This is a genomic window from Micromonospora sp. DT15, from assembly GCF_049841475.1.
In the GTDB taxonomy this organism is placed as follows: Bacteria; Actinomycetota; Actinomycetes; order Mycobacteriales; family Micromonosporaceae; genus Micromonospora.
In genome coordinates this window covers 248,847-275,427 of sequence record NZ_JBNCKJ010000002.1, presented here as the reverse complement: position 1 = coordinate 275,427, position 26,581 = coordinate 248,847, and the positions used below count along the sequence as shown (strand labels likewise).

At 72.8% G+C, this 26,581-nt stretch carries 27 protein-coding genes and 1 pseudogene; 6 read left to right on the top strand and 22 right to left on the bottom strand.

Translation table 11 applies throughout. The annotated features are described in order from the left end of the window. Position 1 precedes the first annotated feature (1 nt). The 10 genes from ACLQ3F_RS05390 to ACLQ3F_RS05345 all read right to left on the bottom strand — a co-directional run bounded on the left by ACLQ3F_RS05390 (position 2) and on the right by ACLQ3F_RS05345 (position 8,820). Complete coding sequence (locus ACLQ3F_RS05390) at positions 2–973, bottom strand: thiamine pyrophosphate-dependent dehydrogenase E1 component subunit alpha (protein ID WP_425846676.1); 972 nt, start codon at positions 971–973, stop codon at positions 2–4. Further along, on the bottom strand, positions 970–1,761 hold the full coding sequence (locus ACLQ3F_RS05385) for a DUF3050 domain-containing protein (protein WP_425846673.1): 792 nt from the start codon (positions 1,759–1,761) through the stop codon (positions 970–972). The genes ACLQ3F_RS05390 and ACLQ3F_RS05385 overlap by 4 nt, the downstream gene beginning before the upstream one ends. Before the next feature lies 1 nt (position 1,762). Then, a complete protein-coding gene (locus tag ACLQ3F_RS05380; RefSeq protein WP_357235173.1) occupies positions 1,763–2,692 on the bottom strand; it encodes a phytanoyl-CoA dioxygenase family protein in 930 nt (309 codons plus the stop codon). Beyond that, positions 2,689–3,780: a 4-hydroxyphenylpyruvate dioxygenase gene (hppD, locus tag ACLQ3F_RS05375; protein WP_425846670.1), complete on the bottom strand. Its 1,092-nt coding sequence runs from the start codon at positions 3,778–3,780 to the stop codon at positions 2,689–2,691. Before hppD ends, ACLQ3F_RS05380 begins: the two co-directional genes overlap by 4 nt. Positions 3,781–3,855: 75 nt before the next feature. Continuing rightward, positions 3,856–5,094 (bottom strand): beta-ketoacyl-[acyl-carrier-protein] synthase family protein, encoded by a 1,239-nt coding sequence (locus tag ACLQ3F_RS05370; protein WP_425846667.1) that lies wholly within the window; start codon positions 5,092–5,094, stop codon positions 3,856–3,858. Then, the gene (locus ACLQ3F_RS05365) at positions 5,091–6,707 is read right to left on the bottom strand and encodes a class I adenylate-forming enzyme family protein (protein WP_425846665.1); all 1,617 of its coding nucleotides are present in this window, start codon (positions 6,705–6,707) and stop codon (positions 5,091–5,093) included. Before ACLQ3F_RS05365 ends, ACLQ3F_RS05370 begins: the two co-directional genes overlap by 4 nt. Further along, positions 6,704–7,216 carry a beta-ketoacyl synthase chain length factor gene (locus ACLQ3F_RS05360; RefSeq protein WP_357197513.1) on the bottom strand — a complete coding sequence of 171 codons (513 nt, stop codon included), beginning with the start codon at positions 7,214–7,216 and terminating at the stop codon, positions 6,704–6,706. Before ACLQ3F_RS05360 ends, ACLQ3F_RS05365 begins: the two co-directional genes overlap by 4 nt. Further along, complete coding sequence (locus tag ACLQ3F_RS05355; RefSeq protein ID WP_425846663.1) at positions 7,213–8,316, bottom strand: beta-ketoacyl-[acyl-carrier-protein] synthase family protein; 1,104 nt, start codon at positions 8,314–8,316, stop codon at positions 7,213–7,215. Before ACLQ3F_RS05355 ends, ACLQ3F_RS05360 begins: the two co-directional genes overlap by 4 nt. Next, a complete protein-coding gene (locus ACLQ3F_RS05350) occupies positions 8,309–8,554 on the bottom strand; it encodes an acyl carrier protein (RefSeq protein ID WP_425846660.1) in 246 nt (81 codons plus the stop codon). The genes ACLQ3F_RS05355 and ACLQ3F_RS05350 overlap by 8 nt, the downstream gene beginning before the upstream one ends. Continuing rightward, positions 8,554–8,820 carry an acyl carrier protein gene (locus ACLQ3F_RS05345; protein ID WP_355007995.1) on the bottom strand — a complete coding sequence of 89 codons (267 nt, stop codon included), beginning with the start codon at positions 8,818–8,820 and terminating at the stop codon, positions 8,554–8,556. The genes ACLQ3F_RS05350 and ACLQ3F_RS05345 overlap by 1 nt, the downstream gene beginning before the upstream one ends. Positions 8,821–8,835: 15 nt before the next feature. On the opposite strand from ACLQ3F_RS05345, the gene ACLQ3F_RS05340 reads away from it, so the two are divergent. Beyond that, on the top strand, positions 8,836–9,522 hold the full coding sequence (locus ACLQ3F_RS05340) for a 4'-phosphopantetheinyl transferase family protein (protein WP_425846657.1): 687 nt from the start codon (positions 8,836–8,838) through the stop codon (positions 9,520–9,522). Here the strand turns inward: ACLQ3F_RS05340 and ACLQ3F_RS05335 are convergent. From ACLQ3F_RS05335 to ACLQ3F_RS05285, 11 genes are all read right to left on the bottom strand, one after another. Continuing rightward, positions 9,450–10,799 (bottom strand): class I adenylate-forming enzyme family protein, encoded by a 1,350-nt coding sequence (locus ACLQ3F_RS05335; protein WP_425846655.1) that lies wholly within the window; start codon positions 10,797–10,799, stop codon positions 9,450–9,452. The two genes, ACLQ3F_RS05340 and ACLQ3F_RS05335, sit on opposite strands and share 73 nt — an antisense overlap. 380 nt (positions 10,800–11,179) lie before the next feature. Further along, positions 11,180–12,007 carry a M55 family metallopeptidase gene (locus ACLQ3F_RS05330; RefSeq protein WP_425846653.1) on the bottom strand — a complete coding sequence of 276 codons (828 nt, stop codon included), beginning with the start codon at positions 12,005–12,007 and terminating at the stop codon, positions 11,180–11,182. Positions 12,008–12,160: 153 nt separating this feature from the next. Continuing rightward, a complete protein-coding gene (locus ACLQ3F_RS05325; RefSeq protein ID WP_357197532.1) occupies positions 12,161–12,478 on the bottom strand; it encodes an antibiotic biosynthesis monooxygenase family protein in 318 nt (105 codons plus the stop codon). Beyond that, a complete protein-coding gene (locus ACLQ3F_RS05320) occupies positions 12,475–13,749 on the bottom strand; it encodes a beta-ketoacyl synthase N-terminal-like domain-containing protein (RefSeq protein WP_425846650.1) in 1,275 nt (424 codons plus the stop codon). The genes ACLQ3F_RS05325 and ACLQ3F_RS05320 overlap by 4 nt, the downstream gene beginning before the upstream one ends. Further along, positions 13,746–15,020: a beta-ketoacyl-[acyl-carrier-protein] synthase family protein gene (locus tag ACLQ3F_RS05315; RefSeq protein WP_357197538.1), complete on the bottom strand. Its 1,275-nt coding sequence runs from the start codon at positions 15,018–15,020 to the stop codon at positions 13,746–13,748. Before ACLQ3F_RS05315 ends, ACLQ3F_RS05320 begins: the two co-directional genes overlap by 4 nt. After that, positions 15,017–15,412, bottom strand: a complete 396-nt coding sequence (locus tag ACLQ3F_RS05310) for a cupin domain-containing protein (RefSeq protein ID WP_357197541.1) — start codon at positions 15,410–15,412, stop codon at positions 15,017–15,019. The genes ACLQ3F_RS05315 and ACLQ3F_RS05310 overlap by 4 nt, the downstream gene beginning before the upstream one ends. After that, a complete protein-coding gene (locus tag ACLQ3F_RS05305) occupies positions 15,405–16,160 on the bottom strand; it encodes an SRPBCC family protein (RefSeq protein ID WP_355007987.1) in 756 nt (251 codons plus the stop codon). Before ACLQ3F_RS05305 ends, ACLQ3F_RS05310 begins: the two co-directional genes overlap by 8 nt. Next, the gene (locus ACLQ3F_RS05300; RefSeq protein ID WP_425846647.1) at positions 16,157–17,587 is read right to left on the bottom strand and encodes an acetyl-CoA carboxylase biotin carboxylase subunit; all 1,431 of its coding nucleotides are present in this window, start codon (positions 17,585–17,587) and stop codon (positions 16,157–16,159) included. The genes ACLQ3F_RS05305 and ACLQ3F_RS05300 overlap by 4 nt, the downstream gene beginning before the upstream one ends. Positions 17,588–17,606: 19 nt before the next feature. After that, on the bottom strand, positions 17,607–18,137 hold the full coding sequence (gene accB, locus ACLQ3F_RS05295; RefSeq protein ID WP_425846645.1) for an acetyl-CoA carboxylase biotin carboxyl carrier protein: 531 nt from the start codon (positions 18,135–18,137) through the stop codon (positions 17,607–17,609). Further along, positions 18,134–19,882 (bottom strand): acetyl-CoA carboxylase carboxyltransferase subunit alpha, encoded by a 1,749-nt coding sequence (locus ACLQ3F_RS05290; protein WP_425846643.1) that lies wholly within the window; start codon positions 19,880–19,882, stop codon positions 18,134–18,136. The genes accB and ACLQ3F_RS05290 overlap by 4 nt, the downstream gene beginning before the upstream one ends. Then, positions 19,879–20,217 (bottom strand): TcmI family type II polyketide cyclase, encoded by a 339-nt coding sequence (locus tag ACLQ3F_RS05285; protein ID WP_355007983.1) that lies wholly within the window; start codon positions 20,215–20,217, stop codon positions 19,879–19,881. The genes ACLQ3F_RS05290 and ACLQ3F_RS05285 overlap by 4 nt, the downstream gene beginning before the upstream one ends. A gap of 425 nt (positions 20,218–20,642) precedes the next feature. On the opposite strand from ACLQ3F_RS05285, the gene ACLQ3F_RS05280 reads away from it, so the two are divergent. The 5 genes and pseudogenes from ACLQ3F_RS05280 to ACLQ3F_RS05260 all read left to right on the top strand — a co-directional run bounded on the left by ACLQ3F_RS05280 (position 20,643) and on the right by ACLQ3F_RS05260 (position 25,685). Further along, the gene (locus tag ACLQ3F_RS05280; protein WP_425846640.1) at positions 20,643–21,440 is read left to right on the top strand and encodes an AfsR/SARP family transcriptional regulator; all 798 of its coding nucleotides are present in this window, start codon (positions 20,643–20,645) and stop codon (positions 21,438–21,440) included. A gap of 130 nt (positions 21,441–21,570) precedes the next feature. Next, positions 21,571–21,918 (top strand): annotated as a pseudogene (locus ACLQ3F_RS05275) (TcmI family type II polyketide cyclase); the annotation flags it as partial. A 94-nt stretch (positions 21,919–22,012) separates the two neighbouring features. Beyond that, on the top strand, positions 22,013–23,362 hold the full coding sequence (locus tag ACLQ3F_RS05270; RefSeq protein WP_425846638.1) for an FAD-dependent oxidoreductase: 1,350 nt from the start codon (positions 22,013–22,015) through the stop codon (positions 23,360–23,362). Between the two features lie 325 nt (positions 23,363–23,687). Then, complete coding sequence (locus ACLQ3F_RS05265) at positions 23,688–24,716, top strand: helix-hairpin-helix domain-containing protein (protein WP_425846636.1); 1,029 nt, start codon at positions 23,688–23,690, stop codon at positions 24,714–24,716. A gap of 135 nt (positions 24,717–24,851) precedes the next feature. Next, positions 24,852–25,685, top strand: a complete 834-nt coding sequence (locus tag ACLQ3F_RS05260; RefSeq protein ID WP_425846635.1) for an SDR family oxidoreductase — start codon at positions 24,852–24,854, stop codon at positions 25,683–25,685. Positions 25,686–25,821: 136 nt separating this feature from the next. On the opposite strand, the gene ACLQ3F_RS05255 is transcribed toward ACLQ3F_RS05260, so the two are convergent. Further along, positions 25,822–26,538 carry an isocitrate lyase/PEP mutase family protein gene (locus ACLQ3F_RS05255; RefSeq protein WP_425846633.1) on the bottom strand — a complete coding sequence of 239 codons (717 nt, stop codon included), beginning with the start codon at positions 26,536–26,538 and terminating at the stop codon, positions 25,822–25,824. Positions 26,539–26,581: the final 43 nt, after the last annotated feature.

Genomic DNA, 26,581 nt, shown 5'->3' with positions numbered 1-26,581 from the left:
CTCAGCCACCTCCGGTGCGGGCGGTCAGGCCGCTGGCGTACAGGTAGGTCAACGCGTCGGCCGGGTCGGGTTGCGGGCTGTTCAGGGCGAACCGCACCGCCGCGTCGAGGGTCGCCTCGACCTCGGCGTCCACGGCGGCGCGGTCGGTGTCGGTGAGGCGTTCACCCTGGATGCGCACCGGGTCCCGGGCCCGACCACGGGTCACCTCGTCGGGGGGCCGGTAGTCGAGGCGTACCGCGTGTTCGAAGGTGTGGTGCACGTCGAAGCGGTAGGTCCGGGCCTCGATCAGCTCGGGGCCGCCGCCGGCGCGCATCCGGTCGACGGCGGCGCACGCGGCGACGCGTACCGTCTCGGGGTCCTGGCCGTCGACCTGGACGGCCGGGATGTCGAACGCGGCGGCCCGGCCGGCGATGCTGCCGGCCACCGCGCCGGCCACCGCCATGGTGGTCGCGTAACCGTTGTTCTCGCAGACGAACAGCACCGGCACCCGCCAGAGCGCGGCCAGGTTCAACGCCTCCAGCAGCATCCCCTCGTTGACCGCGCCGTCGCCGAAGAAGCTCACCCCGACGGTGTCGCGGCCCCGGCGGCGGTGGGCCCAGACCGCACCCGTGATGATCGCCCCCGAGGCGCCGACGATCGCGTTGGCCCCGAGCACGCCGATGCTCAGGTCGGCGGCGTGCATCGAACCGCCCCGGCCGGCGTTGAGGCCGGTGACCCGGCCGCACAGCTCGGCGAGCATCCGGGCCGGGTCGGCCCCGCGGGCCAGGACGTGCCCGTGCCCACGGTGGGTGCCGGCGAGCACGTCGTCGGCGCCCAGCGCGGCGCAGACGCCGGCGGCGATCCCCTCCTGACCGAGGTACGGGTGGATGCCGCCGACGATCTGCCCACCGTGGACCATCTCCACCGCCCGTTCCTCGAACCGGCGGATCAGCCGGACCGTGCGGTAGAGCCGGACCGGGTCGGCGTCGGTCACACGGGCCCCTTGATGGCGGCCAGGATGTCGTCCCAGAGCCGTGCCCGGGCGGCGAGGGCGGTGTTGACGGTGTCGGCGCACTCCTGCCACTTGGTGTCGTCGTCGCCGCACAGGTCGGCGAGCATCTGCATGGCCATCGGAGTGTGCTGTTCGCCGTCGACCTCGATGTGCCGCTCCAGGTAGTCGACGAAGGTGTGCAGCCGGTTGCTGACCTCGTTGACCGAGACGACCTGGGTGAACATGTCCGGGATCAGGTCCTCCCGGCCGAACGCGAACGCCGCCGCCTGGCAGTGCACCGGGGTGGACTCGATGATCTGCCAGGTGGTCGCGGCGAACCTCGCCGACGCGGCCGGCACCCCGGCCTCGGCGAGCGCCTCGGTGACCGGTCGGCCGGCGCGCAGCAGGTCGATGAGCGCGTTCACCGCCGTGGTGTCCGCGCCGGCCTCGGCCATGCCCCCCACGTACAGCTCGAAGTGGCTGATGTAGCCACCGCCCAGCTCGTCGCTCTCCTCGACCATGACGATGTCGTTGATGAGGCGGCGGCTGCCGGTCGGGCCGGTCGGGATCCACGGCACCGTGACACAGGTCAGCTGCCGTTGCAGCGACTTCAGCAGGGACATGAAGTCCCACACCGCGAAGACGTGGTGCTGCATGAAGGTGACCAGCGCGTCGTGGGTGTCGAGGTTGGCGTAGAGCGGGTGCTTGACCACGGCGTCGCGCCGGTCGGTCACCGCCCGCTCCAACCGCTCGATGCCCGGGTGCGTCTTACCCCAGTCGTAGCGTGACATGTCAGCCTCCCTGCTGGGCGCGGTGGCGCCAGATGACCGGGCAGTAATCGGGGTCCGCGTAGTCCGGCCGCCCGTCGTGGGTGCGGCGGACCAGCACGTCGTGGTTGTACGAGGCGAGCGTGCCGTCGGAGAGCGGATACTCCCGCCAGGCGTTGTCGCCGTCCTGCAAATGCAGCGAGATCGCCTGTCGGGGGCGACCGCTGACGTTGGGGCCACTGCCGTGGTAGGTGCGGCAGTGGTGGAAACTGACGTGTCCCTTGGGGATCACCATCGGGATCTTGCGGATCTCCGCGCCGTTGTACGCGGCGTTCTCGGCCAGCATCTCCTCCAGCTGGCTGCGGTCCCGGTCGGCGAAGTGCCGCACCACAGTGTCGTCCGCGCCGATCTCCTTCCACCGGTGCGAACCGTCGACCATCGTGATGGTGCCCATCTCCTCCCCGCAGTCGTGGAAGGGGATGAACGCGGTCAGCATCTTCTCCGACGACGAGGACGCCCAGTAGTGCTTGTCGAAGTGCCAGGGCACGATGTTGCTCGGCTCGCCGGAGATCGGCGGCTTGTAGATCAGCGTGGACTGGAAGACCCGGATCTCGTCGGCTCGGGCGAGCCGGGCGGCGACCGCGCCGAGCAGCGGTTTGCGCAGAATCGCGCCGAGCCCGTCGTGCTCGTGGTGGACGTAGTCGTTGTGCCGCTGCACCGGCCCCTTGGAGGGCTCCCAGTAGGCCAGCTTCGGTGGGCGTACCGGCAGCCGCCGGTCCCGCTCCCCGTCGTAGTAGCGCTGCGTGGCGGCGGCGAGGGCGTCCACCTCGTCGTCGGTGAACACCTTCTTCGACAGGTACCAGCCGTGCTCGGCGTAGTGCCGCACGTCGTCGTCGGACGGCAGCAGCGCCTGCTCCTCGGCGGTCAACGTCGGCTCGTACTCCGTCGCGGTCATGCCCCCACCCCCTGTGGTGTGGCCACCGCGGTGGCCAGTTCCCGCTCCTTGGCCTCGTAGAGGGCCTTGATGTTGCCGCTGCCGAAGCCGCGCGCGCCGCGTCGCTCGATCAACTCCAGGAAGAGCGTGCGACGCACGTGCATCGACTCGGCGAAGATCTGCAGCAGCTGGCCGTCGTGGTCGGAGTCGACGAGCACACCCAGCTCGCGCAGCCGGTGCAGTGGGGCGTCGACCCGACCGACCCGCGCCTCCAGGGCGTCGTAGTAGCTGGCGGGGGTGCCGGCGAAGCGCACCCCGCGCCGGCCGAGCGCCTCGACTGCGCCGACGATGTCGTCGGTGCGCAGCCCCAGGTGCTGCACTCCCCCACCGGCGTGCTGGTCGAGGAACGCGTCGATCTGCCCGGGTCGCCGGTTGCGGTCCGGTTCGAGCAGCACCACAGTGACCCGCCCGGACGGGCTCTGCACCACCTTGGAGTTCATGCCCTGTCCGTCGACCTCGATGTGCTCCTCGAAGATCTGCGCGAAGTCGAACAGCGCCTCGAAGTGCCGGACCGTCTCGTCGAGCTGGCCGGGCGGCACGCAGACCGCCAGGTGGTCGATCTCGGCGAGCACCGGCGGGTGGCCGTCCGTCGTGGACGTCGCCGCGGTGATGGCGCCGGGCAGGAACTCGCTCCCCTCGCCCCGGCGCTGCACCAGCCGGTGCCGCACGTCGGCGAAGCCGTCCACCTCGGCGGTCACCACCTCGGCGTCCGCGCCGGTGCGGGTGGTCGGCGGCGTCACCCCTGTCGCGCCCCGACCCACCAGCTCGGCGTACGCGGCCGGCACGTCGTCGACCTCGACGGCGACGACCCCGATGCCGTCACCGTGGCGTTGCACGTACCGCGACGCCGGATGCTCGGCGCTCAGCCCGGAGGTGAGCAGCAACCGGATGTCGCCGTGGCAGAGCAGCAGTGAGCGCTGCCCCGCCAGCCCGGTCTCCGGACCGCCCTGGCCACAGATCTCGAAGCCGACGGCGGTGCTGAAGTAGAAGGCCGCCTGTCGGGCGTCCCCCACATAGAGTTCGATGTGGTCGATACCACGGATGTCCATGTCGCCTGAAACCCTTCCCACCCGATTCCCCCTGTGTTGCCGTCCGGGCACACCCCGCCCGGGATGCCGCCTCGATCACCCCCTCGGCTCGGCGACGCGCGCCAGCAGCAGGCTCACGTTCTGGCCGCCGAACCCGAACGAGTTGGTGACGGCGTACTCCAGGTCTGTCTTGCGGGCCGTGCCACGGATGTGGTCCGCCGGGCAGGCCGGATCCGGATCGTCGAGGTGGTACGTCGGCGGCAGCAGGCCCCGACCGAGCGCCAACGCGGTGGCCGCCGCCTCCAGCGCCCCGGAGGCACCGAGCAGGTGACCGGTGAGCGCCTTGGTGGAGCTGACCGGCACACCGCCGACGCCGAAGACGTCGGCCAGCGCCGTGGTCTCCGCGATGTCACCGAGCTTCGTGCCGGTGCCGTGCGCGTTGACGTATCCGACCGCCGCCGCCGGCACACCGGCGCTGCGCAGCGCCCGGCGGATGCACGCCGCCGCGCCGGCGCCGTCCGGGCGGGGGGCGGTCGGGTGGAACGCGTCCGTCGTCGCGCCGTGGCCGGCCACCTCCGCGTACCCGGCGACGCCGCGGGCCGCGGCGTGCTCGGCGCGTTCGAGCACCAGCAGCGCGGCGCCCTCGGACAGGACGAACCCGCTGCGGGAGGTGTCGAACGGCCGACTCGCCCGGCCCGGGTCGGTGCCGGCGCGCGCCAACGCCCGCGCGTTACCGAAGGTGTCGGCGAAGGTCGGGAAGAGCGGTGCCTCGCTGGCCCCGCAGAGCACCACGTCGACCTCGCCGGTCGCGATGAGCCGCACCCCGTCGGCGACCGCCTGGGCGCCGGAGGCGCAGGCCGTGCCGACCGACGAGCTGTAGCCGCGGATGCCGTGCGCGATGGCGATCCGCGCCGCCGGCATGTTCGGCAGGATCCCGGTGAGCAGGTACGGGCTGACCGCCGCCCGACCCCGGGCCGCCCGGGCCAGCACCTGCGACTCCAGGGTGGCCATCCCGCCGACCCCACCGACGATCACACCGATCCGGTCGGGGTCGACGTCGTGGCCCACCTCGATGCCGGCGTCGGTGAGAGCGTCGGCGGCGGCGAGCAGGGCGAGGACGACGATCCGGTCCAGCACCCGGGTCTCCGGCCCGGACGCGACGGTACGTGGGTCGATGTCGGGTAGCAGGCCGGCGACGTCCAGCGACGCGCTCGCCGGGTGCCCCTCGGGCAGACGGGTCAGCCCGGACCGGCCGGTGGTCAGCGCGTCGAAGGTTTCCTCGACGCCCCGACCGACCGGTGTGAACAGACCCATCCCCGTGATCAACGCGGTCATGAGCGTGCCTCGGTGAGGTAGCGCTCGCGCAGGACCACCTTGCGGACCTTCCCGGTCACGGTGACCGGGATGTCGGCGGAGCGCACCGGCACGACCCGACGCAGTGTGACGCCGACGTCCGGGCCGAGGGCGGCGCGGACCCGCTCGGTGCGGTCCTCGGCCTCGTCGGCGCCGGCGGCCAACTCCAGCAGCACGTCGGTGACGACCGCCCCGGCCTCGGCGACGATCACCACGGTGCAGTCGGTGACGTCCGGGCAGGCCGCGAGGATGCGCTCCTCGGACAGCGCGGTGAAGAACCGCCGCCCGGCACCCGCGTCGACCGAGTCCACCGCCCGGTCCAGGTGGTAGTAGCGGCCGTCGGTGTCGGCGCGCACCAGGTCACCGGTGAGGTACCAGCCGCGCTGGCGGAAGCGGTAGGTGGTGACCGAGTCGTTCCAGTAGCCCCGGAACAGCGACGGTGAGTCGATGCCCAGGAAACCCACCTCGCCAACCGGCACCGGCTCACCGTCGGCGTCGAGCACCGCCACCTTCGCGAACCGGTACGGGCGGCCGATGCAGCGGCCGTACCGGTCGGTGTCGGCGCGGTGGGTGATGTGGAACATCGAGTGCCCCATCTCGCTGGAGCCCAACCCGTCGATGAAGACCGAGCCGGGCACCTTCGCCACCCCGTCGCGGGTGATGGTGTCGCGCCAACCGACCGCGACCAGCCGGCGGATGTGCGGCTCGTGCGAGGCGTCGCCGGTGTTGAACCACAGCCGCACCGAGTCCAGGTCGTACCCGGACAGGTCGAAGCGGGCCAACTCCGCCCAGGTGACCGAGAAACCGAACACCCCGTCGGGGCGCCAGCGTTGGATGGCGTCCAGCACCTGCTCGCCGCCCTGCTCGGAGAGCAGGAACATCTGCGCGCGGTTGCCCAGCGCCTGGTTGACCATCAGCACCGTCGCGGTGTGCGGTGCGGGCAGCGCGTTGAGGATCCGGGTGGTGCCCTGCGCCTGCGGCATGGTGAGCAGGTGCCGGGTGGCCGCGAAAAGGCTGGCGTGCGAGTGCAGCACCGCCTTGGGCACCCCGGTCGTCCCGGAGGTGTGGGTGATCACGATCGGGTCGTCCGGGTGGTGCCGGTAGTGCGCCGGGGCCGCGGCCGGGTCACCCGTGCCGGCCTGCGCGGGAGTGCCGAGCAGGGGTACGCCGAGGTCGTGCCCGGCCAGCAGCGCGGTGTGCGCGTCGTCGGCCAGCACACCGACGCCCCGCAGGCGGCGGATGTACTCGGCGGCGATCTCCGGGCGGAGTTTGCCGTTCATCAGCGCCGGGATCGCCCCGAGCCGGGCCAGCGCCAGGAAGCTGAGCACCATGTCGGCGGCGGCGGTGGCCCAGACGGCGACCGGGTCGCGGGGGCGTACTCCTTGTTCGTGCAGCCAGGCGGCGCGGGCGGCGACCCGCTCGTCGAGCCGGCCCAGCGTCAGCGGCGTCTCGGCGGGGTGCCCGTCGACGGCGGTGTCGAAGGTCAGGCCGGGCCCGTCCGGGTCGGCGCCGTGCGCCAGCACCCGGGCCAGGACGTTGCCCGCGCCCAGTTCGGTGTCGGCGGCCAGTGCGCCGCGCAGTCCCCGTGTCCTCATGGTCGTGCTCCTCCCCCCAGCAGCACCGCGACCGCCTCGGTCGGCCCGTCGGGTGCCTGTTCGATCAGGATCAGCAACACCTCGTCGGTGTCGCCGTCGTCGCGCAGCAGGTCGGCCTCGGCGACACCGTCGGTGTACGGGTCGCCGGTCGGGCTGAGGCAGACCACCGGTCCTCGCAGGTTCCAGCGGGCCGCGAGGTGCCCGGCGACGCTGTTGGGCACGGACTGGAAGAAGAACAGCGGGCCGACCCGCCCGCCGGCCTCGACGGTGGCCCGTACGTGCCGAGCGCTGGCGAGATCACCGCTGGCGCTGACCAGCACGATTCCCGTCCGCACCCCGGCGGGCACTCCCGCTGACCCGTATCCCCGCCGCAGACACCGTTCCGCGACGGCCACCACCACCGGCGCGAAGTCCGAGTGCACGAACCCCGGCACCCCCGCCACGGTGCCCCCGACGTCCCCGCCCTCGGGCCAGAGAGCCCGAGCCCTCTCCCCCGGCGATCCGGTCATCCGACGCCGACCAGGAGAGCGGTGTTGGCGCCACCGAAGGCGGCGTTGAGGGTCAGGGCGTGGGTGGCCTCCGTCCTTTGCGGACGGTCTTTGACGACGTTCAGAGGGCAGGATTCGTCGGGGCCCAGCCATCCGGCGTTGACCGGCAGGTCGCCGTGGCGCAGCGCGAGCGCGGTGACCACCAGTTCGAGCAACCCGGACGCCTCCAGCGCGTGCCCGTGCACCGACTTCGTCGAGCTGACCGGGACCTGGGCGGCATGACCGCCGAGAGCCCGACGCAGGGCGGCGGCCTCGGCGGCGTCGCTCTGCGCGGTACCGGTGGCGTTGGCGTTGACGTAGCCGACGGACTGCGGTGGCAGCCCGGCCCGGCGCAGCGCGCCGTCGACAGCGCGGGCCAGCCCGGTGCCGCCGGGCTCCGGCTGGCAGGGATGGAACGCGTCGCCGGCCCGCCCCCAACCGACCACTGTGGCCACCGGTTCGACACCGCGTCGTCGGACGGCGCTCGACTCCAGCACCACCGCGGCCACGCCGTCGCCCAGCAGCAACCCTCGACGGCCGGCGCTGAACGGGCGGACCGCCCCGTCGACAGCGAGGGCGCGACCGGCGTCGAAGAGCGCGTACTGGTCCGACTCCACCAGGTAGCCGGCCGCGACCACGACCCGCTCGACATCGTCCCGGGTGATCCGGGCGGCGGCGTCGGCCACCGCCGTGCTGGCCGACACGCAGGCGCTGGTGTAGACCCGGGTGTGCCCGGACAGTCCACATCGCGCGGCGAGCTGACCGGCGAGCACGGCCGGCGTCGGGCCCACGGCCGGGCCGCCGTGCACGGCGAGCAGCAGGGCACACCCGGCGCGCTGCGCGCGGTTCAGACCGGCCGCGCGGCAGGCCGCGTCGATCGCGGTGGCCAACTCGTCGGGGAGGGTAGCGACCTCGGGCAGGGTGGCCGCCACTGTGACCCGGCGGGCGGCGGTGTCGAACCGGTCCACCGGCCCGAACGCCGGCACGCCGGCCAACACCCCGGCGAGCTGCGCGTCGGCGCCCCGCCCGAGGGCGCTGACCGCGTACACGCCGGTGAGCTGGGCTACGCGCGCCTCAACCATCTGCGGAGGCGGTCAGCGACGCCTGGAACACCACCAGGGCGTCGTCGACTGTGCGGATGCCGGCCAGTTCGTCGTCGGTGAGGTCGAGCCGGCGTTCGTAGCGCTGCTCGACGAGGTGCACCAGCCAGGCAAGCTCCATCGAGCCGATCCGGTCGGACACGTCGGCAGCCGGTTTCGCTGTGAGTTCGGCGAGCATGGTCATCAGGTCAGCTCGCCCCAGATCGGGCTGACCGCCCATCAGCTCTTGTCGCTCGTCGCCTCGGTGACGCGATCGGCGACCATTGTGGTGAACTCGCCGACCGTCATCAGGGCGAGCTGCTCCGACTCGTCGTCGGCGAACGTCAGGCCGTACCGGTCCTCGACCCGGACGGACAGGTCGGCCAGGGCGAGTGACTCCAGGTCGACGCCGGAAGGGCCGAGCGTGGTGTCGTCGTCGAGCCCCTCGACGTCGTAATTCATGTCGGCGAGCTGCTCGACGACGAAGGCGCGGACCTCGGCTCTCATGGATACCCTTTCTGCGTGGCTCAGCTGACGGTGTCCGGTCGGGACACCGCCTACGTCTGGGTCGGCCGGGACACCGGCGGTCAGCCGGATCCGGCCGCTGTGCTGCTGCGGCGGGCGGGTGCTCTGTTGCTCGGTCGCCCGGACGCCGAGCTGGTGCTGACGCACGACCGCGAGGGACGGCCGGTCGTCCGGGTCGACGAGGTGACCGGGTCGGTCGAGCTGGCGGTCAGCGTCAGCCGCACCGCCGGGCTGGTGGTGGTCGCCGCCCGTCAAGCCGGCGCGGTCGGGGTGGACGTGGAGCGGATCCGCCCGCTGCCGGCGCTCGCGCTGGCCCGCCGCTGGTTCCCGCCCGCCGAGCTGGCCTGGTTGGGCGATCGGCCCGAGGCCAGCCGGACTGTGGACTTCCTGCGGCTGTGGACTGCCAAGGAGGCGGTCGGCAAGGCGCTCGGGCAGGGGTTGCGCGGCGGCGGATTGCGCCGGCTGATGCCGCCGCCGGGGCTGCCGTTGCGGCCGGTGCCCAGCGCCGAGCACCTGTGCGTCGGTCATCCGCACCTGGGCGGGGGCCTCGTCCTGGCCGTCGCCGCGCACGCGGGCGAGCAGGTCGGCATCGAGGTGATGCAGCGGCCCGGTCACGGGGTGACCGCCGAGCGCAGGGCATCGGTCGAGCGGACCAGCTTGCCGGTGGTGGTACGGGGCAACTGATCGAGCAGGTGCAGCGCCCTGGGCCGTTTGTAGCCGGCCAACCGCTCGGCGAGGAGCTTGTCCAGCGTCTCCTCCGACAGCGGGCCGTCCGGTTGGACGTACGCGGTGATGCCGTCGTCCCAGACCACCACGGCGGCGGCGACGCCGGTCAGCTCGGCGACGGTGGCCTCCACCTCGGTCAGGTCGACCTTCATCCCGCCGACGGAGACCTGCGAGTCGAGTCGACCGCGCACCGTGACCAGGCCGGTGTCGCCATCGACGGTCCCGGCGTCGCGGGTGTGCAGCCACCCGTCGGACCAGCGGGTCGGGTCGCTCAGCCCGACGTACGGCGACGCCGGGCAGGACACCCACAGCTCACCGCCGGACTCGCGGACCTCGATCCCGGGCGCGGGGGCGATCGACGGTCGGTGCGACCCGTGCAGGTCGGTGCCGATCACCCCGACCTCGGTCATCCCGTACATGTTGCCCAGGGGTACGCCGTACCGGTCGGTGAACGCACGGGCGACGGCGGCCGGGACCAGCTCACCCCCGGTGGTCATCCGCCGCAGCTGTGGCAGTGGACCGGTCGGACGGGTGGAGGCGAGCAGTCCGATGTGGAACGGCACGCCGAGCACCGTGGCTGGCGTGGGGCCGGCGCTGATCGCGGCCAGGACGGCGTCACCGCTGAGCCGCTCCGGCGGCACCAGCTCGACCCCGGCGTGCAGCCCGTAGAGCAGGCCACCGACCAGGCCGAGCACGTGCACCATCGAGGGCAGCAGGATGATCCGCTCGCCGGGCAGCGCCACCCCGTCGATCCGGGTGTAGCGGTGCACCTCGGCGACCAGGTCGGCGGCGGTGCGGCCGATCACCTTGGACGGGCCGGTGGAGCCGGAGCTGAGCTGGATCACGGCGTGGCCGCTGACCGCCGGGCGGTCGGCGTACCGGGTGACGCCCTCGGTGACGTCGACGAAGATCTTCAGGGCGCCGCCACCGGTCCGCACCGGAGCGACCACCACCTGCGGGGCCAACCGGGTCAGCGCCCGGTCCACCTCGTGGTCGGTGAGCCGGTGGTCGAGCAGGATCGCCTGCCCCCCGGCGCGCCAGGTGGCGAGCAGGTTCACCACGTACGCCAGCGACGGCGGCAACCGCAGCGCCACGGCGCCACCGGGGCGCAGTCCGGCGGTGGTCAGCCGCTCCTGCGCGGCGGTGACCAGCCGGTGCAGGGTCGCCCGGTCGACGGGCTCGGGCAGACGAAGACAAACGTCGGTCGGGTGACCGGCGAAGAGGACTTCGTCCACCCAGCCGGGGTCTGTCGCCGTAGGATCTTCTGCCGTCACTGCCGTTCACCGCCCAGCATGAAAGAGGGCGAATCCGCCCATCACGTACGCTTGTCGGGGTGCTGCGGGGAACCATACGACTCCCACGTGGCCATTGCTAGATGCGAATGGATGGATCAAAAGCAGCGGCCAGCCGGATTGCCGACAGCCCGTTCGGCGGGCAGGATCGGGCGGGTGATTCGGCGGAGCGTCACCGAGGTATGACCCCTCGTACAACCGTCGCGCGTCCTCAGCCGGACGGCCGATGGCGGCGCGGTCGCCGGCCGAGCGAGACGAAACCGCAACGCCGCCGGTCGTCGTCCGGGCCCGGCGCAGGCCGGCCAGTTCTGACGAAACAGGCCCTAGCTCGGTTTGATGCTGGCGAGTTGGACGAGCAGCTGAACCAGCCGGTACGCCTCGGCGACATCGGCGGCGTGGAAGGCGACCGTCCGGCCGCCACCGACGCGGGTAACACCCGGCACCAGAACCGCGAGGTCGACCATGTACGGCCCGTACAGGTCGACCTCGACGTCAACCGGCCCGGCCATCTGCGCCGGTGGGATCGAGGCGCGCCGGGCGATCGCGTCGGCGGCGGCATGGCGCAGCCGCTCCCGTGCCTCCTGCGGATGCAGGGCCACCGCGGCGGCCTGACCCAGGGTCTGCTTGACGGCGACGGTGACCGCCGAGGGCACCAGCGCGCTGAACTCGGCGCAGGCGGTGTCGTCTCCGCTGAGCAGGACGACGGGCGCATCGAGGTGCCCTGCCATGGCGACGTTGAGGCCGATCTCGCCCAGCGACCGCCCGGCCACCCGCACGTCGAGGATGGCGTCACTGAACGTGTGGGCCAGGACGGCGGGCCCGGCACCGGCGCGAGCGTGATAGCCGACGAGCAGGACGGCATCCGTGTGCTCGTCCAGCCCGGCGAGCATGCCCAGCGGGCGGGGTTTGCCCCGCACCAGGTGAGCACGCCGGTCGAGGTCCTCGGGCAGGATGTTCCGGAACGTCCCGTGCGCGTCGGCGACCCACACGACCGCCTCGGGTTCGGCATCGAGGACCCCGGCGATCACCGCGTTCGCCTCGGCCGTCATCAATGCCCGGCCGCGCTCGTAGTCGTACCGATCCGGATTCGTCTCGGTGGGATGAACGATCCCCGAGACGCCCTCCATGTCGACGGAGATCAGTACCTTCACAATTCCAAGACCCTACGCGCCGCAATCCGTCCCCACCGCGTCGATCTTGCAGTTTCGGTCGTCGAGACGCGTGACATGCTCCCTATGTCGCGACACCAAGTACAAGATCGCGGGAAGAGGGCGACGGGGGCGGCGCCGGGGGCGCGGGGACCTTCAGGCCAGGGCTGGGGTTTGGGCGTGGATGTGGAAGCGCAGCGAACGGGCGTCGGTGAAGCACTCCCGCATCGGGCGTACGAGGTCCCGGTGTTCGGGGCTGCGTTCCCACTCCTCGAAGTCGGCCAGGCTCGCCCACTCGCTGGTGATCAGCCACTGCTCCGGGTCGGTCGACGACCGGCACACCTGGTCGACCAGGTGCCCCGGCACACCGCCGGCGACCAGGTGCCGCACCTGTTCGTAAGCGGCGAGGAACGCCTCGGTGCGCGGCACCGGCACCCGTACCAGAAAGACCACCCGGGCCCGTTTGTCGCTCATGACGCCTCTCCCCTCATCGGCGCGGCCCCGCGCAGGACCAGCGCACTGTTGAACCCGTCGAAGCCCCGCGCGCAGATCAGGGCGAGTCGACTGCGCGGTCGACGGTGCTCGCGCAGGAAGTCCAGCTCGCAGCCCTCGGCCACCTCGTCCGGGCCCGCCGACGCGGGCAACGTGTCGTGGGCGAAGGCGAGCAGCGCGGTGGCCACGTCCAACGCCGAGCCGCCCTGGTACGCCCGACCGGTCAGCGGTTTCTGCGTGGTCACCGGGGGCGGCCGGTCGGCGAACACTGCCCGCAGCGCCTCGGCCTCGCTGCGGTCGTAGCGGGGCACGCCGAGAGCGTCGGGCAGCACCACGTCGATTCCGGCGGCGGCGACGCCCGCCCGGTCCAGGGCCAGCCGCATCGCCCGCGCGTACTGGGCCGGGTCGCCGCTGCTCTCCGCAGTGGTGTGCGCGGCGTCGTGGGTGGAGCCCCACCCGCTCACCTCGCCGTAGACCCGGGCGCCCCGGGCCAGGGCGTGCCCCAACTCCTCCACCACGAACACCGCTCCGCCCTCGGCCGGCAGGTAGCCGCTGGCGGTGGCGTCGAACGGCCGGTACGCCCGCTCCGGGTCGGCGACGTCACTGAGCAGCCCCGAGCGCAGCTGGCAGGCGAGCGCGTACGGGCTCAACGGGCACTCGGTGGCCCCGGCGATCACGACCGGGGTGCCCCGGCGCACCGCGCGGGCGGCGTGGGCCAGGCTGTCCAGCCCGCCGGCCGACTCCGCGACCAGCACCCCGCTCGGGCCCTTGAACTGGTGGTGGATGGAGAGCTGCCCGACGCTGGCCGCGTAGAACCAGGCGATCGACTGGTACGCCCCGACCGTCCGCGTGGTGCCGCCCCACAGCCGTTGCAGTTCCCGCTGACCGAACAGGTTGCCCCCGGACGAACTGGCCAGGGTCACCGCGTAGCCGTACGGGTCGGGTGCCCGGTCGGGCAGGCCGGCATCGGCCAGCGCCAGCCGGGTGGCGGCGAAGCCGAGGTGCGTCCACCTGTCGGTCTGCACCAACTGTCGACTGTCGGCGTAGGAGTCGGCGGTGAAGCCGGGCACCTCCCCGCCGAATCGGGTTGGATAGCCGGCCGGGTCGAACAAGGTGATCGGCCCGGTCCGGCGGGTGCCGGCAAGGACCGTGCGCCAGTGCGCGTCCGCGCCGATGCCGCTCGGTGCGACCACCCCGATGCCGGTCACCACAGCCCGGGCCGTCGCGCCGCCACTGTGCGAAGCGGCGCTCACGCCGCCACCGCGCCGAGCATCCGACGGAAGACCATGGCCGACTGGAAACCGCCGAAACCGCTGCCCACCGAGAGGGCCACGTCCACCGGCACCTCCCGTGCCTCATTGGGTACGTAGTCCAGGTCGCACTCCGGATCCCGGGTGCTCCAGTTCGCCGTCGGCGGCACCACACCGAACTCGATGGCGAGGGCGCACGCGGCCATCTCGATCGAACCGATCGCGCCGAGCGAGTGCCCGACCATCGACTTGATCGAGCTGATCGGGATCCGGTACGCGGCCTGGCCCAGCGCCCGCTTGAACGCGGCCGTCTCGTGTCGGTCGTTCTGCCGGGTGCCCGAGCCGTGGGCGCTGATGTAGGAGACCTGTTCGGGCAGGATCCGGCCCTGCCGGAGCGCGTCGGTGACGGCGAGGCCCATCTCCAGCCCGTCCGGCCGCAGCCCGGTCATGTGGAAGCCGTTGCTGCGGCTGGCGTAGCCGGCCACCTCGCAGTAGATGTGCGCTCCCCGACGCCGGGCGTGGCCGGCCTCCTCCAGCACCAGCACCGCCCCGCCCTCGGCCAGCACGAACCCGTGCCGGTCGGCGTCGAACGGGCGGGAGGCGTGTGCCGGGTCGTCGTTGTCCGGACTGGTCGCCTTGATCGCGTCGAACGAGGCGACAGTGACCGGCGAGATCGGCGAGTCGGACGCGCCGGCCAGCATCACGTCCGCCTCACCGTCCACGATCATCTGGTGGGCGTACCCGATGGCGTCGATGCCCGAGGTGCAGCCGGTGGACACCACCTGCGCCGGGCCGTGCAGCCCGTGCCGGCACGCCACGTCCGCGGCGAGGCTGCTGGGCACCAGCGCCTGATAGAGGTACGGGCCACCGCGCGTGCCGTCCACCAGCCACCGTCGGCCGTGCTCGCTCACTGTGACGTACTCCTGTTCCAAGGCCATCGTGCCGCCCACCGCCGTGCCCAGCACCACCCCGGCCCGGTCCCGTTGCGCGTCGGTGAGCTCCAACTGGGCGTCGGCCACCGCCTCGGCGGAGCAGGCCAGCGCGAACTGCACGTACCGGTCGGCCCGGCGTCGCTCGGCCTCGCTCAGGCCCGCCGCGACCGGGTCGAAGTCGCACTCCGCCGCGATCTGCGACCGGAACGCCGACGGGTCGAAGAAACTGATCCGCCGGGTGGCGGTGCGCCCCTCGGTGATGGTCTTCCAGAAGCGGTCCCGGCTGGCGCCGCCCGGGGCCACCACCCCGATCCCGGTCACCACCGTGCGGCGCCCGGTCATGGTGCCTCCACCAGTTCGGTGTCGACGTGGCCCAGTTCGGGTCGGGGGGCGAGCGGGCCCAGGTGGAAGACCACCTCGGCCGGTTCGACGCCGGTGTTGCGCAGCCGGTGCCGCACGTTCACCGGGACGAAAAGCCCCTCACCGGCGGCCAGCAGCGTCGGGTGGTCGTCCAGGTCGACGGTGATCGCGCCCCGCACCAGGTACAGGAACTCCTCGCTGTACGGGTGGTAGTGCTCGGCGATCCGCTCCCCCGGCTCGAGTGTGGCCACACCGAGGAAACCCGAGGTGCTGCCGACGGTGCGGGGGCCGAGCAGCACCCGCAGCTCACCGCCGCGCCGGCGGTCGGCGGGTACGTCCCGGGCGGCGATCGGGCGGGTGCTCAGGTCACTCATCGTCGGCTCCCGTCGGTGCGTCGCTGGCGGTCGGCGTGCCCTGGTCGGCGCGCTGCCAGGCGATCCGCTCCACCCGGTCCTTGATCACCGCGAGTTGGATCACGCTGTTGGTGTTGATCCGCTCGGTCATCGCGGCGTTGTCGACAGGCGCGGTCGGCTTCATCGCGAAGTCCTGCGTCCAGGTCATCCGGGTGCCACCGGCCTCCTCGGTGTAGCGCCAGTGGATCCGCATGTACTCGAACGGCCCGGTCTCCACCCGGTGCGCCCGGACCTGCCTGCTCACCGGGTCGGCGGTGCGCTCGCTGACCCAGCTCCAGGACACCCCGTTCTCGTCGGGGTACATGGTGAGGCGGAACCGCACCGTGTGCGCCTCGCGGTGCAGGATCTCCACCACGGCGTACTCGGTGAACAGTTCGGTCCAGTTCGCCACGTCGTTGGTGACCTCCCAGACCAGCCCCAGCGGCGCGTCGATGACCACGCTGTTCTCGGTGTGCCCGGGCGGGTCGGCGCGGCGGGCGACCAGGTCGGCCACCGCCGGGATGCTCAGCTGTCCGGCCTGCTCGGGGATGGCCACCTGCCAGCGGTCGGCGACGACCGCCGACAGTTCCAGCAGGGCGAGCGAGTCCATGCCCAGCTCCTCCAGCGACGCGGCGGGCGCGCGGGCCGCGGCGTCGGCGTCCAGCCCGCAGTGCGCCACCAGGATGTCGGTGATCTCGGCGGTCATCGGGCGACCATGGGTGACGGTCATCGGGTCCTCCTGTGGGTTGCGTCGGGATCTGCGGCGGGCGCGGTACGCGGTGCGGGGGTGGTCGTCGGCCCCGGAGCGGGCGCGGAGAGCAGACGGTCGACCAGGCCGGTGGTGTAGCGGCCCTTGCGGAATGCGGCGTCGTCGAGCACCCGCCGGACGAACGGGATGGTGGTGTGCACGCCCGGACCGGCGACGTCGAACTCGTCCAGGGCACGTTCCAGCCGGTTGAGGGCCAGCTCCCGGTCGGGCGCCCAGACGATCACCTTGGCGAGCAGCGAGTCGTACCAGGGACCGACCAGGTAACCGGCGCTGGCGTGGGTGTCCACCCGGGTGAACGGGCCACCGGGTGGGGTGAACCGCTCCAACCGGCCGGGGGTGGGGGCGAAGCCGCGCCCGGGGTCCTCGGTGTTGACCCGACACTCCACAGCGACGCCGTGCAGGCGGATCTCCTTCTGCCGCCACCGCAGCGGTACGCCGGCGGCGATGTGGAGTTGCTCGTGCACCAGGTCGATCCCGGTGACCATCTCGGTGACGGGATGCTCCACCTGGATCCGGCAGTTGATCTCCAGGAAGTGGAACTTCTCCTCGGCGTCGACAAGGAACTCCAGCGTGCCGGCGCCAACGAAACCGACCTTGAGGGCACCCCGCAGGGCGGTCTCGGCGATGGTGTCGAGAACGGCGGCGGGCAGCGCCGGCGCGGGTGCCTCCTCGACCAGTTTCTGGTGCCGGCGCTGCACCGAGCAGTCCCGGGTGCCCAGGTGCACCCCGTTGCCGTGGGCGTCGCAGAGCACCTGCACCTCGACGTGCCGCGCATCGGTGAGGTAACGCTCGACGTACACCCGGTCGTCGCCGAAGGCTGCCTGCGCGGCGGCCCGGGTCCGGGTGTACGCCCGGCGCAGCTCGCCCGGGGTGCGCACCACTGTCATCCCCCGGCCCCCGCCCCCGGCGGCGGCTTTCACGATCACCGGGTAGCCGACGGCGTCGGCCACCTCGGCCGCCGCGGCGGCGGTCGGTACCGGCGCGACACTGCCCGGCGACAGCGGCAGGCCGGCGCGGCTCATCAGTGCGCGGGCCGAGGACTTGTCGGCCAGCGCGGCCATCACCGCCGGTGGCGGGCCGATGAACGTCAGCCCGTTGTCGGCGCAGATCTCGGCGAAGTCGGCGTCCTCGGAGAGGAAGCCGTAGCCGGGGTGCACGGCCTGCGCCCCCACCTGCCGGGCCGCCTCCACGATGGCGGCGGCGTTGAGGTAGCTGCGCCGACTCGACGCCGGTCCGATCCGGACGGCCTGGTCGGCGAGGCGTACCGCCGCCGAGTCGGCGTCGGCGGCGGAGTAGACCACCGCCGTCCGGACGCCGAGCTCCTTGCAGGCGCGCAACACCCGCAGCGCGATCTCGCCCCGGTTGGCGATCAGCACGGTCTCGAACATGGTCAACCACCCCGCGCCGTCATGCCGGATCCAGTTCGACGAGCGGCTGGTCGTACTCGACCGGCTGGCCGTCCTCGACGAGGATCGCGGCCACCCGGCCGGCCCGGTCGGCGGTCACCTCGTTCATCAGCTTCATCGCCTCGACGATGGCCACCGGCTGGCCGGGGCGGACCAGGTCGCCCACCGCGACGAACGGCCGCGCGCCCGGCTCCGGCGCCCGGTAGAAGGTGCCGACGATCGGTGCCCGCACCGCGGCACGCCCGGGCACCGGCGGCCGGAGCATTGCAGGGGCGGCGTTGGGCGCCGGACCGACCGCCGGTGCCACCTCGGCCCGGGGCAGGGGTACGTCCGGTCGGGTCGCCTCCTCGGGGTGCCACTCGACCTCCAGCACCGCCGGCCCGCTGCGCAGCCGGATCCGGCGAACCGGCCCGGCCAGCTCGGCGATCAGGTGCTGCGCCTGCCGGCGCAGCCCGGCGAGGGCCTCCTCGCCGTCCACCCCGACGTCGTCGGACGCGTCGACTGTCGACAGCGCCCCGTCGCCGGCCGTCATCGCAGGCCCGCCCGAGCGCCGACGCGGTTCGCGCCGAACCGTCGGAAGCGTTGCCGGCGCAGCCGGACCAGCATGGCCGGCGGCACGTCCAGCAGCGGCAGGAGGTTGGCCAGCAGGGCGGCACGCAACCGGTGGGCGGCCTCCGCCGGGTCGTCGTGCGCGGCGCTCGACGGCTCCGGCACGACCTCGTCGACAACCCCGAGCCGGCGCAGGTCGGGCGCGGTCAGTCGCAGGGCGCGGGCGGCCTGCGGGGCCGCCGACCGGTCCGGCCAGAGGATCGCCGCACACCCCTCGGGGCTGATCACCGAGTAGACGGCGTTCTCCAGCATCAGCACCCGGTCGGCCACCGCCAGCGCCAACGCGCCGCCGCTGCCACCCTCGCCGGTGATCACCGCGAGCACGGGGGTGGGCAGCACGGTGAGGGTGAGGATGTTCTCCGCGATGGCCGCCGCCTGGCCGTGTTCCTCGGCGCTCACCCCCGGGTCGGCGCCGGGGGTGTCCACCAGGGTGACCACGGGTAGGCCGAGGCGGGCCGCGAGGCGCATGAGCCGCAGCGCCTTACGGTGCCCGGCCGGGCTGGCCATGCCGAAGTTGCGGGCGACCAGCTCGGCGGTGGTGTGCCCCTTCTGGTGACCGATGACCATCACATGCCGGCCGGCCAACCGCGCCACCCCACCAACGATGGCCGGGCAGTCCGCACCGAGCCGATCGCCGTGCAGCTCCACGAACCCGTCGAAGACCGAGTCCAGGTAGTCCAGTGTGGTGGGCCGCCCCGGGTGCCGCGCCATCCGGACGGTGTCCCACGCGTCGCGTACCGCCGGGTTGCCGGCGTCTCCCTCGGCCGCCGGGTCCGTCTGCCCCGTCACGACGGCGCCGTCGTCGGCAAGGCGCTCGCGGTGCGACGCCGGCTCCTGACGGGGTACGGGCGGATGCGCCGGACGGCCGGCGCGGGTCGCGGCGAGCAGCGCCGTCAGCCGTCCGCGCAGCGACCGGCGCTGCACCACCATGTCGACCTGCCCGTGTCGGAGCAGGAAGTCGGCGGTCTGGAAGCCCTCCGGCAGGGCCCGCCCGGTGATCTGACGGATCACCCGGGGGCCGGCGAAGCCCATCCGCGCGCCACTCTCGGCGAGCACCAGATCGGTGTTGGTGGCGAACGAGGCGGCCACTCCGCCGTAGGTCGGGTCGGTGAGGACGCTCACGGTGAGCAGTCCCGCCTCGCGCAACGCGGCGATGGCCTGACTGACGGTCGCCATCTGCATCAACGACAGCGCGCCTTCCTGCATCCGCGCCCCGCCGGAGGCGGTGATCAGGATGAGCGGCGTGCGGTCGTCGAGCGCCCGTTCGGCGGCCCTGGTGATCAGCTCGCCGACCGCGCAGCCCAGGCTGCCACCGAGGAAGCGGAAGTCCATCACCGCCAGGGTCACCGGGTTCCCGCCGATGGTGGCCGTGGCGCAGACGACCCCCTCGGCAAGACCCGTGCTGGCCCGCGCGCCGGTGAGCCGGTGCGGGTACGGCAGCACGTCGACGAAGTCGAGCGGGTCCGCCCCCGGCAGCCGGTCGGGCAGCAGGCGCAGCGAACCCGGGTCGACCAGTTGGCGCAGGCGTTCCGGCGCGCCGAGTCGGGCATGCTCCCCGCACTCCGGGCAGACGTCGAGGTTGCGGCGCAGCCGTTTGCGGTAGAGCAGGGTCGCGCAGCCCGCGCAGCGGGACCAGAGCTGCTCTTCACGCGGCGCGGTGGCCGTCACGACCGCCGCCCGGTGTCCGGGGAGTCGAACCGGTAGAAGCACCGCGCCATGGCGTCGCGCGGCGAGCGCCAGGTCGACAGGTACGGCGACACGTACGGGCGTAGGCGGTCACTGACCCGGATGAACTCGGGGTGGTCACGCGCGGCCTCCACCGCGCCCTCCGCCGGCTGGGCGGTCTCGAGCAGGTGCACATAGAGGTCGTGCAGTCGGTACAGCGAGCGGTGCCGGACACCGACCAGGCGCGGCAGCTCCGTCGCGTCCGACTCGGCGAAGATCTCGGCGACCCGCTCCTCGGCGGTCGGATCGACCTTCGCGATGATCAGCGATCGGTCCATGTTGGGCCTCCCCCCACGGCGTCCGGCCGGCGACGGGTGGCCCCCGGACGCGCTGGACGACTGCCGACACGATGCGCCGATCCTCGTCACGGCGGCGTCACCGTGCCAGGTCGGCCAGCGACGGATGATGGTGACGCTGCGTTGACGCAACCTGTGTATCAGCTATGTGCCGGACGGGTTCGACGCGCTAATGTTTATGCAGTTCGGAAGCGATTTCGGGTTGGCTGTCGCCAATAGAACGTCCGCGTTGGCGTTGACGCAACGTGACCGTTATTGATAATCTTCAGCGTGGTCAGCCCGGCGGCCTCGGCGGGCGGGGCCGCGCCCGGCCACGCCGCGATCGGCGGGGTCGACAGTGGCGTCGAGGGCAACCGATCCGGGACACAGCAGACAGTCGGGACGAGCGTTCCGCAGGGGGTGCCGCCGTGGCCACTGATTCGTCCGTGCCGACCGCCGGAGACCCGCCCGAGGAGGGCGTCTCACTGCACCTGCTCGGAGGTTTCCGGCTCCTCCGCGAGGCGGTGCCGGTCGTGGTGCCGCGCGGGCTGCAACGGGTGATCGCGCTGATCGGGCTCCGCCCCGGCGCCACCCGCAGCCAGCTCGCCGGGCTGCTCTGGCCCGACGCTTCGGAGGAACGGGCGCTGTCCTCCCTGCGTACCGCCCTGTGGCGGCTGCGACAGGACCCGTGCTGCCCGATGACAGTGGCGAGCGACACCGTGCGCCTCGGCCCGGCCGTCCGGCTCGACGTGGACGACCTGGTCGGCACCGCGGCCCGGGTCCGGGACGGCGACGACCCCCGCACCGCGGCCGGCGCGCTCGCCGCCGGGCGGCACGACCTCCTGCCCGGCTGGTACGACGACTGGGTGCTGCTGGACCGGGAACGCCTGCGCCAACTCCGCCTGCACATGCTGGAACAGGTGGCCGGGCACCACCTGGCCGCGGGGCGGCACGGCGAGGCCCTCGAAGCCGCGTTGGAGGCGATGGCCGCCGAGCCGTTACGGGAGACACCACACCGGCTGGTGGTCCGCATCCACCTGGCCGAGGGCAACGCCTTCGAAGCGGTGCACGCCTTCTACGTCTATCGGGACCTGCTGCGCCGGGAGCTGCGGCTGGAGCCGAGCCCAGCCATGAGCGCCTTACTCGACGACACCCTCGCCCCGATCCGCCAGGCCAGCCGCGAGGCCGTTGCCGACCGCCCGTCACCCGCCGTCCGGCGTACGTGACAGCGGTGGCCGTCACCGTCCGTTCGGCCTACGTGACGGTGATGTGACAGGCGCTACGGCACGGTGGGCGCACAGAGCACGTGGCACCGGTCCCCGAGGGGTCGGGCAGGCCACCGGCGGAAGGGGTCCCATGAGTCGTCTACTGATCGTCAGCCGGATCATCCCGGGAGCGGAGGGGCGGGTCGCGCAGATCTTCGCCGAGTCCGACGCCACCGAACTGCCCGGCCTGACCGGTGTCACGCACCGATCCCTGTACTGCCTGCACGACCTGTACGTACACCTGCTGGAGACCTCGGACGACGTCGACCCGGACGCGCTCGCGGCGGCCCGCAACCACCCGCTCTTCCGACAGGTCAACGAGCGGCTCTCCGCGCACACGTCGCCGTACCTGCCGACCTGGCGTTCCCCCCGGGACGCGATCGCCGGCTGCTTCTACCGGTGGGACGCGGCCGAGGCGCCCGCGGCGCGGCCGGCCGGTACCGACGCAACCGCTCCGCGCCCGGCCAGCACCGAGGCACCCGCTCCGCGCCCGGCCGTCACCGAGGCGCCCGCCGCGCACCCGGCCGGCTGAGATGTCCGCCGCGCCGCCGCACGTCCTGATCATCGGCGCGGGCACGGGCGGGCTGTGCCTGGCGCACGGCCTGCGCCGCGCCGGGATCAGCGTCGCCGTCTACGAACGGCACCGCGACCGCGCCGAGGGGCTGCTCGGCTACCGGGTCGGCATCGGCCCCACCGGTAGCCGAGCGCTGAAGGAGTGCCTGCCCCCGGAGCTGTTCGCCACCTTCCTGGCCACCTGCGCCCGGCCGCCGCACTACTTCAACGTCGTGACTCAAGGGCTGCGCCAGACCGCGTCGTTCGCGCTGCGGCCGACCGCCGACCCGGTCCGCACCGAACACTCGGTGGCCCGGATGGTGCTGCGCCAGGTGCTACTGACCGGCCTGGAGGACGTGGTGCACTTCGACAAGACCTTCACCCGGTACGAGCAGCGCGACGACGGCACTGTCAGCGCGCACTTCGCCGACGGCACCAGCGCCACCGGCGACCTGCTGGTGGCGGCCGACGGCACCCATTCCGCCGTACGCCGCCAGTACCTGCCACACGCCGTCACCCGCGACGCCGGGACGATCAACATCGCCACCCGCATCCCGCTGACCCCGCACACCCGCGGTCTCATTCCGGAGCGGGTCCAGCAGGGCATCTCACTGATCTTCGGCGTCGGCGGGATGATGGGCGTGCTGCACGTCATGGAGTTCAAGTGGGACGCCGAACGCGCGATGAAGCCCGGCGTCAGCGAGCCCGACGCCGCCCTGCTCCGAGACTGGCCCGGCCTGGCCCACGACACCACCACCGACAACATCAACCTGATCATCTGGAGTGCGGCCAACCGGTTCCCGACCGACATCATGGAACGCCGCGGTGAGGACCTGGTGCAGGTCGCCCTGGATCTCACCGCGAACTGGCACCCGCACCTGCGGGAACTGCTCGCCCACGCGGACCCGGCCAGCGCCCTACCGATCAAAGTGTCCACATCCGAGCCGGTGCCACCCTGGAAGAGCAGCACCGTCACCATGCTCGGCGACGCCATCCACACCATGACCCCGGGCCGGGGCGTGGGGGCGAACACCGCGCTGCGCGACGCCCGCCTGCTCTGCGCACAACTCAGCCGCGCCACCGCCGGCGACAAGACGCTGCTCCAGGCGGTCGCCGACTACGAGGCCGTGATGGCGCCGTACGGCTTCGCCCGGGTCGCCGAATCGTTGAACCGCAGCGGCACCAGCGGCGACGACCGGATGTACCGGCCGGTGGTGGGTCGACTCGCGTTGCTCGGTGCGCGCGGCTACTTCGGAGTGACCAGCCGGGTACCACGGCTCCGTCGCCGGTTCGTCGACGAATTCCACACCTACGAGGGCGACCGGGACTGAACCCGGCATCACCCGACCCGGGCTCGGCGTCCTCGCCGGGCCCGGGTCTCATCGCGTCCGGAGCGCTCCATCCGACCGAGCCACACCTGACCCGCTCCGTGCCCGACCCGGGTCTCATCGGGCCGGGTTCTGGTGTGATCGGGCGACGCTGTGTCACCCGGCAGGCACCGGCTGAGGTGGCTGTCCCACCCGCAACGCTGACGGCCGATCCTGCCTGTCGTCGGCAATACGCGTGTGCGAAGCTGCGGCGAGTTTTTCTCGTGACTTTTCCAACGACCTGAGAGGGAGGTTCGCCGTGGCGTGGTCTTTCGGACACTCGCTGATAGTGGTACTTGCACTGTTGCTGGGCCTGGCCGCCGGGTGGCTGCTGCGCGGCCGGCGGGGCGTACAGGGCAAATCGATTGTGGATGGTGACCCCGTCGCCGGTCTGGCCGTGATCTCCACGCCCACGCCGGCCGCCACCACCGACGAGGCCCAGCCCGCCGCCGCCGTCGACCCGGCACCCACCGCGGTAGCCGACGAGCCGGTACCGGTCGACACGGTCAGCGCGCCGGCCGCAGTGACCGGACCGGACGGTCCCACCCCGGTGCCCGTGCCGGCGGACGCCCCGAGCACCGTCGACCCGGCGGACATGGCGCTGACCGAGGACCCGCCGCCCGTACCGGCCACCGAGCAGCCCGACGCCGCCGAGCTGCGGCAGGACTCGGGCGTGGACTCGGCCCTCGAGCCGGTCACGGCCGACGAGCAGCCCGCCTCGGCGGCCGTGGTCGCCCCCCGCCAGCCGGCGGACGACCTCCTGCCCGCCGACACCGCACCGCTCGACACGACGCCAGCCGACGACGTGGCGGCCCCCGGTGGCCCGGCCGACGACGTGGAGACCAAGGCCACGGCGGTCGACGCCACGCCGGCAGAGGCGTTGGGGACCCCGGGCCCGTCCGATGCTGAGCCGGCGCACGCCGAGCCCGTGGACGCCGAGCCTGCGGTTGCCTCCACCGAGGCCGACGAGTCGGCGGTGGCCGCGCCTCCGGTCCGCCCGACCCCCGCCGCGACCCCTCCGGTCCGTTCTGCCGTCGACACGACGACCAGCAGCGTCGAGGCCGACCCGACGGGCCCTGCCGACGACTTCCGCCGGATCCAGGGGATCGGGCCGAAGATGGCGGCCGCGTTGCAGGACGCTGGCGTGCGCACGTACGACCAGCTCGGCGGGTTGGACGAGCCGGCGCTGCGCGACCTGATCCGGACCGCCGGCCTGCGCGCCGCACCTGGGCTGGCCAGCTGGCCGCAGCAGGCACGCGTGCTCGCCGGCGCCGGCGACGAGATGGCCGCGGTGCTGCCGAGCGGCAACCAGGCCTGACCGACTGCGTTCGAGCCCCCGGCAGCCGTCCACCACGACGGCGCGCCGGGGGCTCGGCCGTCGCTGGATCGGCAATTGCCGCCCCGCGCTTGCTCAGTCCAACGGCGAGGTCGGCGAGGTCGCGCCAAGCCCGCGATGCGTGCTGACGATCAGCCCGCCGAGCACCGTGGCACTCGCTACTGTGAGTTCATGTTCAAAGCTCCTGCCCCGCCGGATCCCACCGAGTTCGCCGGCAAGCGCGCGGTCGTCACGGGAGGTTCTCGCGGGATCGGCGCTGCCATCGTGCAGCGGTTGCTCGACGGCGGCGCGACGGTCGTCACCACGGCGCGTAACGCCTCCGACGAGACGCCGAAAGCCGCGACCTTCATTCAGGGCGACATCGGCACGCTCGCGGGCGTGCGGGCATTCACTGCGGCAGCGCTCGACGAACTCGGCGGCGTCGACATCGTGGTCAACAACGCGGCGGCGGCACGCGCCCACATCGGCGGTATCTCATCCATCCCCGATGAGGAGTGGATCGACGCGCTCGACCTCAACTACCTGTCCGCCGTGAGAGTCAACAACGAGCTGCTACCGGCGCTGCGCGAGGCCGGGTCGGGCAGTGTGATCGTCAACATCTCGTCGGGAGCGTCCCTCACGCCGGCACCGCCGTTGGCGCACTACGGCGCCGCCAAGGCCGCCCTCAACGCCTACGGCAAAGCGCTCGCCTCCGAGCTCGCGCCTGCCGGAATCCGCGTCACCACGATCATTCCCGGGAACGTGCTCACCCCCGGCGCCGACGCGATCCGCCAGAACTTCGCCGACGCGATGGAGGTCACGCTTGCCGCCACCACAGCGGGCATCCCTCTGGGTCGTCCCGGAGACCCGCGCGACATCGCCGAGGCAGTCGCGTACCTCGTATCGGACCGGGCCCAGTGGGTCACCGGAGTGAGCCTGACAGTCGACGGTGGTGAACTCCCCGTCATCTGACGCCACGTTCGGTCAGCCGTGTGAACGGTCACCGTCGATGTGGCGCGATCTTGCGGCGCAAGCCGGAAGGCGCTGCGCCCGATCCTCCGGGCCGCCGCGTCGAAGCTGCGGTGGGGCGCAGGGTCGACGGGCAGGCTCAGGTGCGCAGCTCGGCCGCGAGGTCGCCGATCGACGCCATCGCGTACCGCTGCATTCCTGGCCCGAAGGTGATGCGTGTGGCGCCCTGCCGGCCCAGTTCGGCAACGGACTTCCGGGTGGGTCCGGCGGCCATGTTGATCGGCCCGGAGATGCCCTCCCGCAGCCGCGGGAGCACCTGTGGCGGCGCCAGGATCGGGTAGACGCAGTCGGCGCCGGCGGCCACGTAGAGGCGGGCACGTTCCACCGCGTCGGCCGGGTCACCCGCTCCGAACAGGAACGTGTCGACGCGGGCGTTGACGAAGAGAGCGTCGCCCGCCTCCGCGCGCACCTCGGCCAGCCAGTCAGCGTGCCGCCGGGGGTCCTTGAGGGTGGCGTCCCCCTCCGAGTCCTCCAGGTTGCAGCCGACGGCGCCAGCCTCCAACAGCCGTCCGACCAGCTCGCGGGGGGCGAGGCCGTAACCGCCCTCGACGTCGGCGGACACCGGAACGGACACGGCGCGGACGATGCGCGCGACAGCCGCGAACATCTCGTCCGGCGGTGTCGCGCCGTCCTCGTACCCGAGCGAGGCCGCCACACCCGCGCTCGGGGTTGCGAGCGCCGGGTAACCGGCGTCGGCCAGGACCCGGGCGCTGGCCGCGTCCCAGGGGCCCGGCAGGACGAGCGGGTCACCGATGGCACGGTCGTGGTGCAGGGCGCGGAAGGTGGAGGCTGTCATCGTTGTGGTCTCCCGCCGATGGTGACGATCCGGCCGTTGTCGG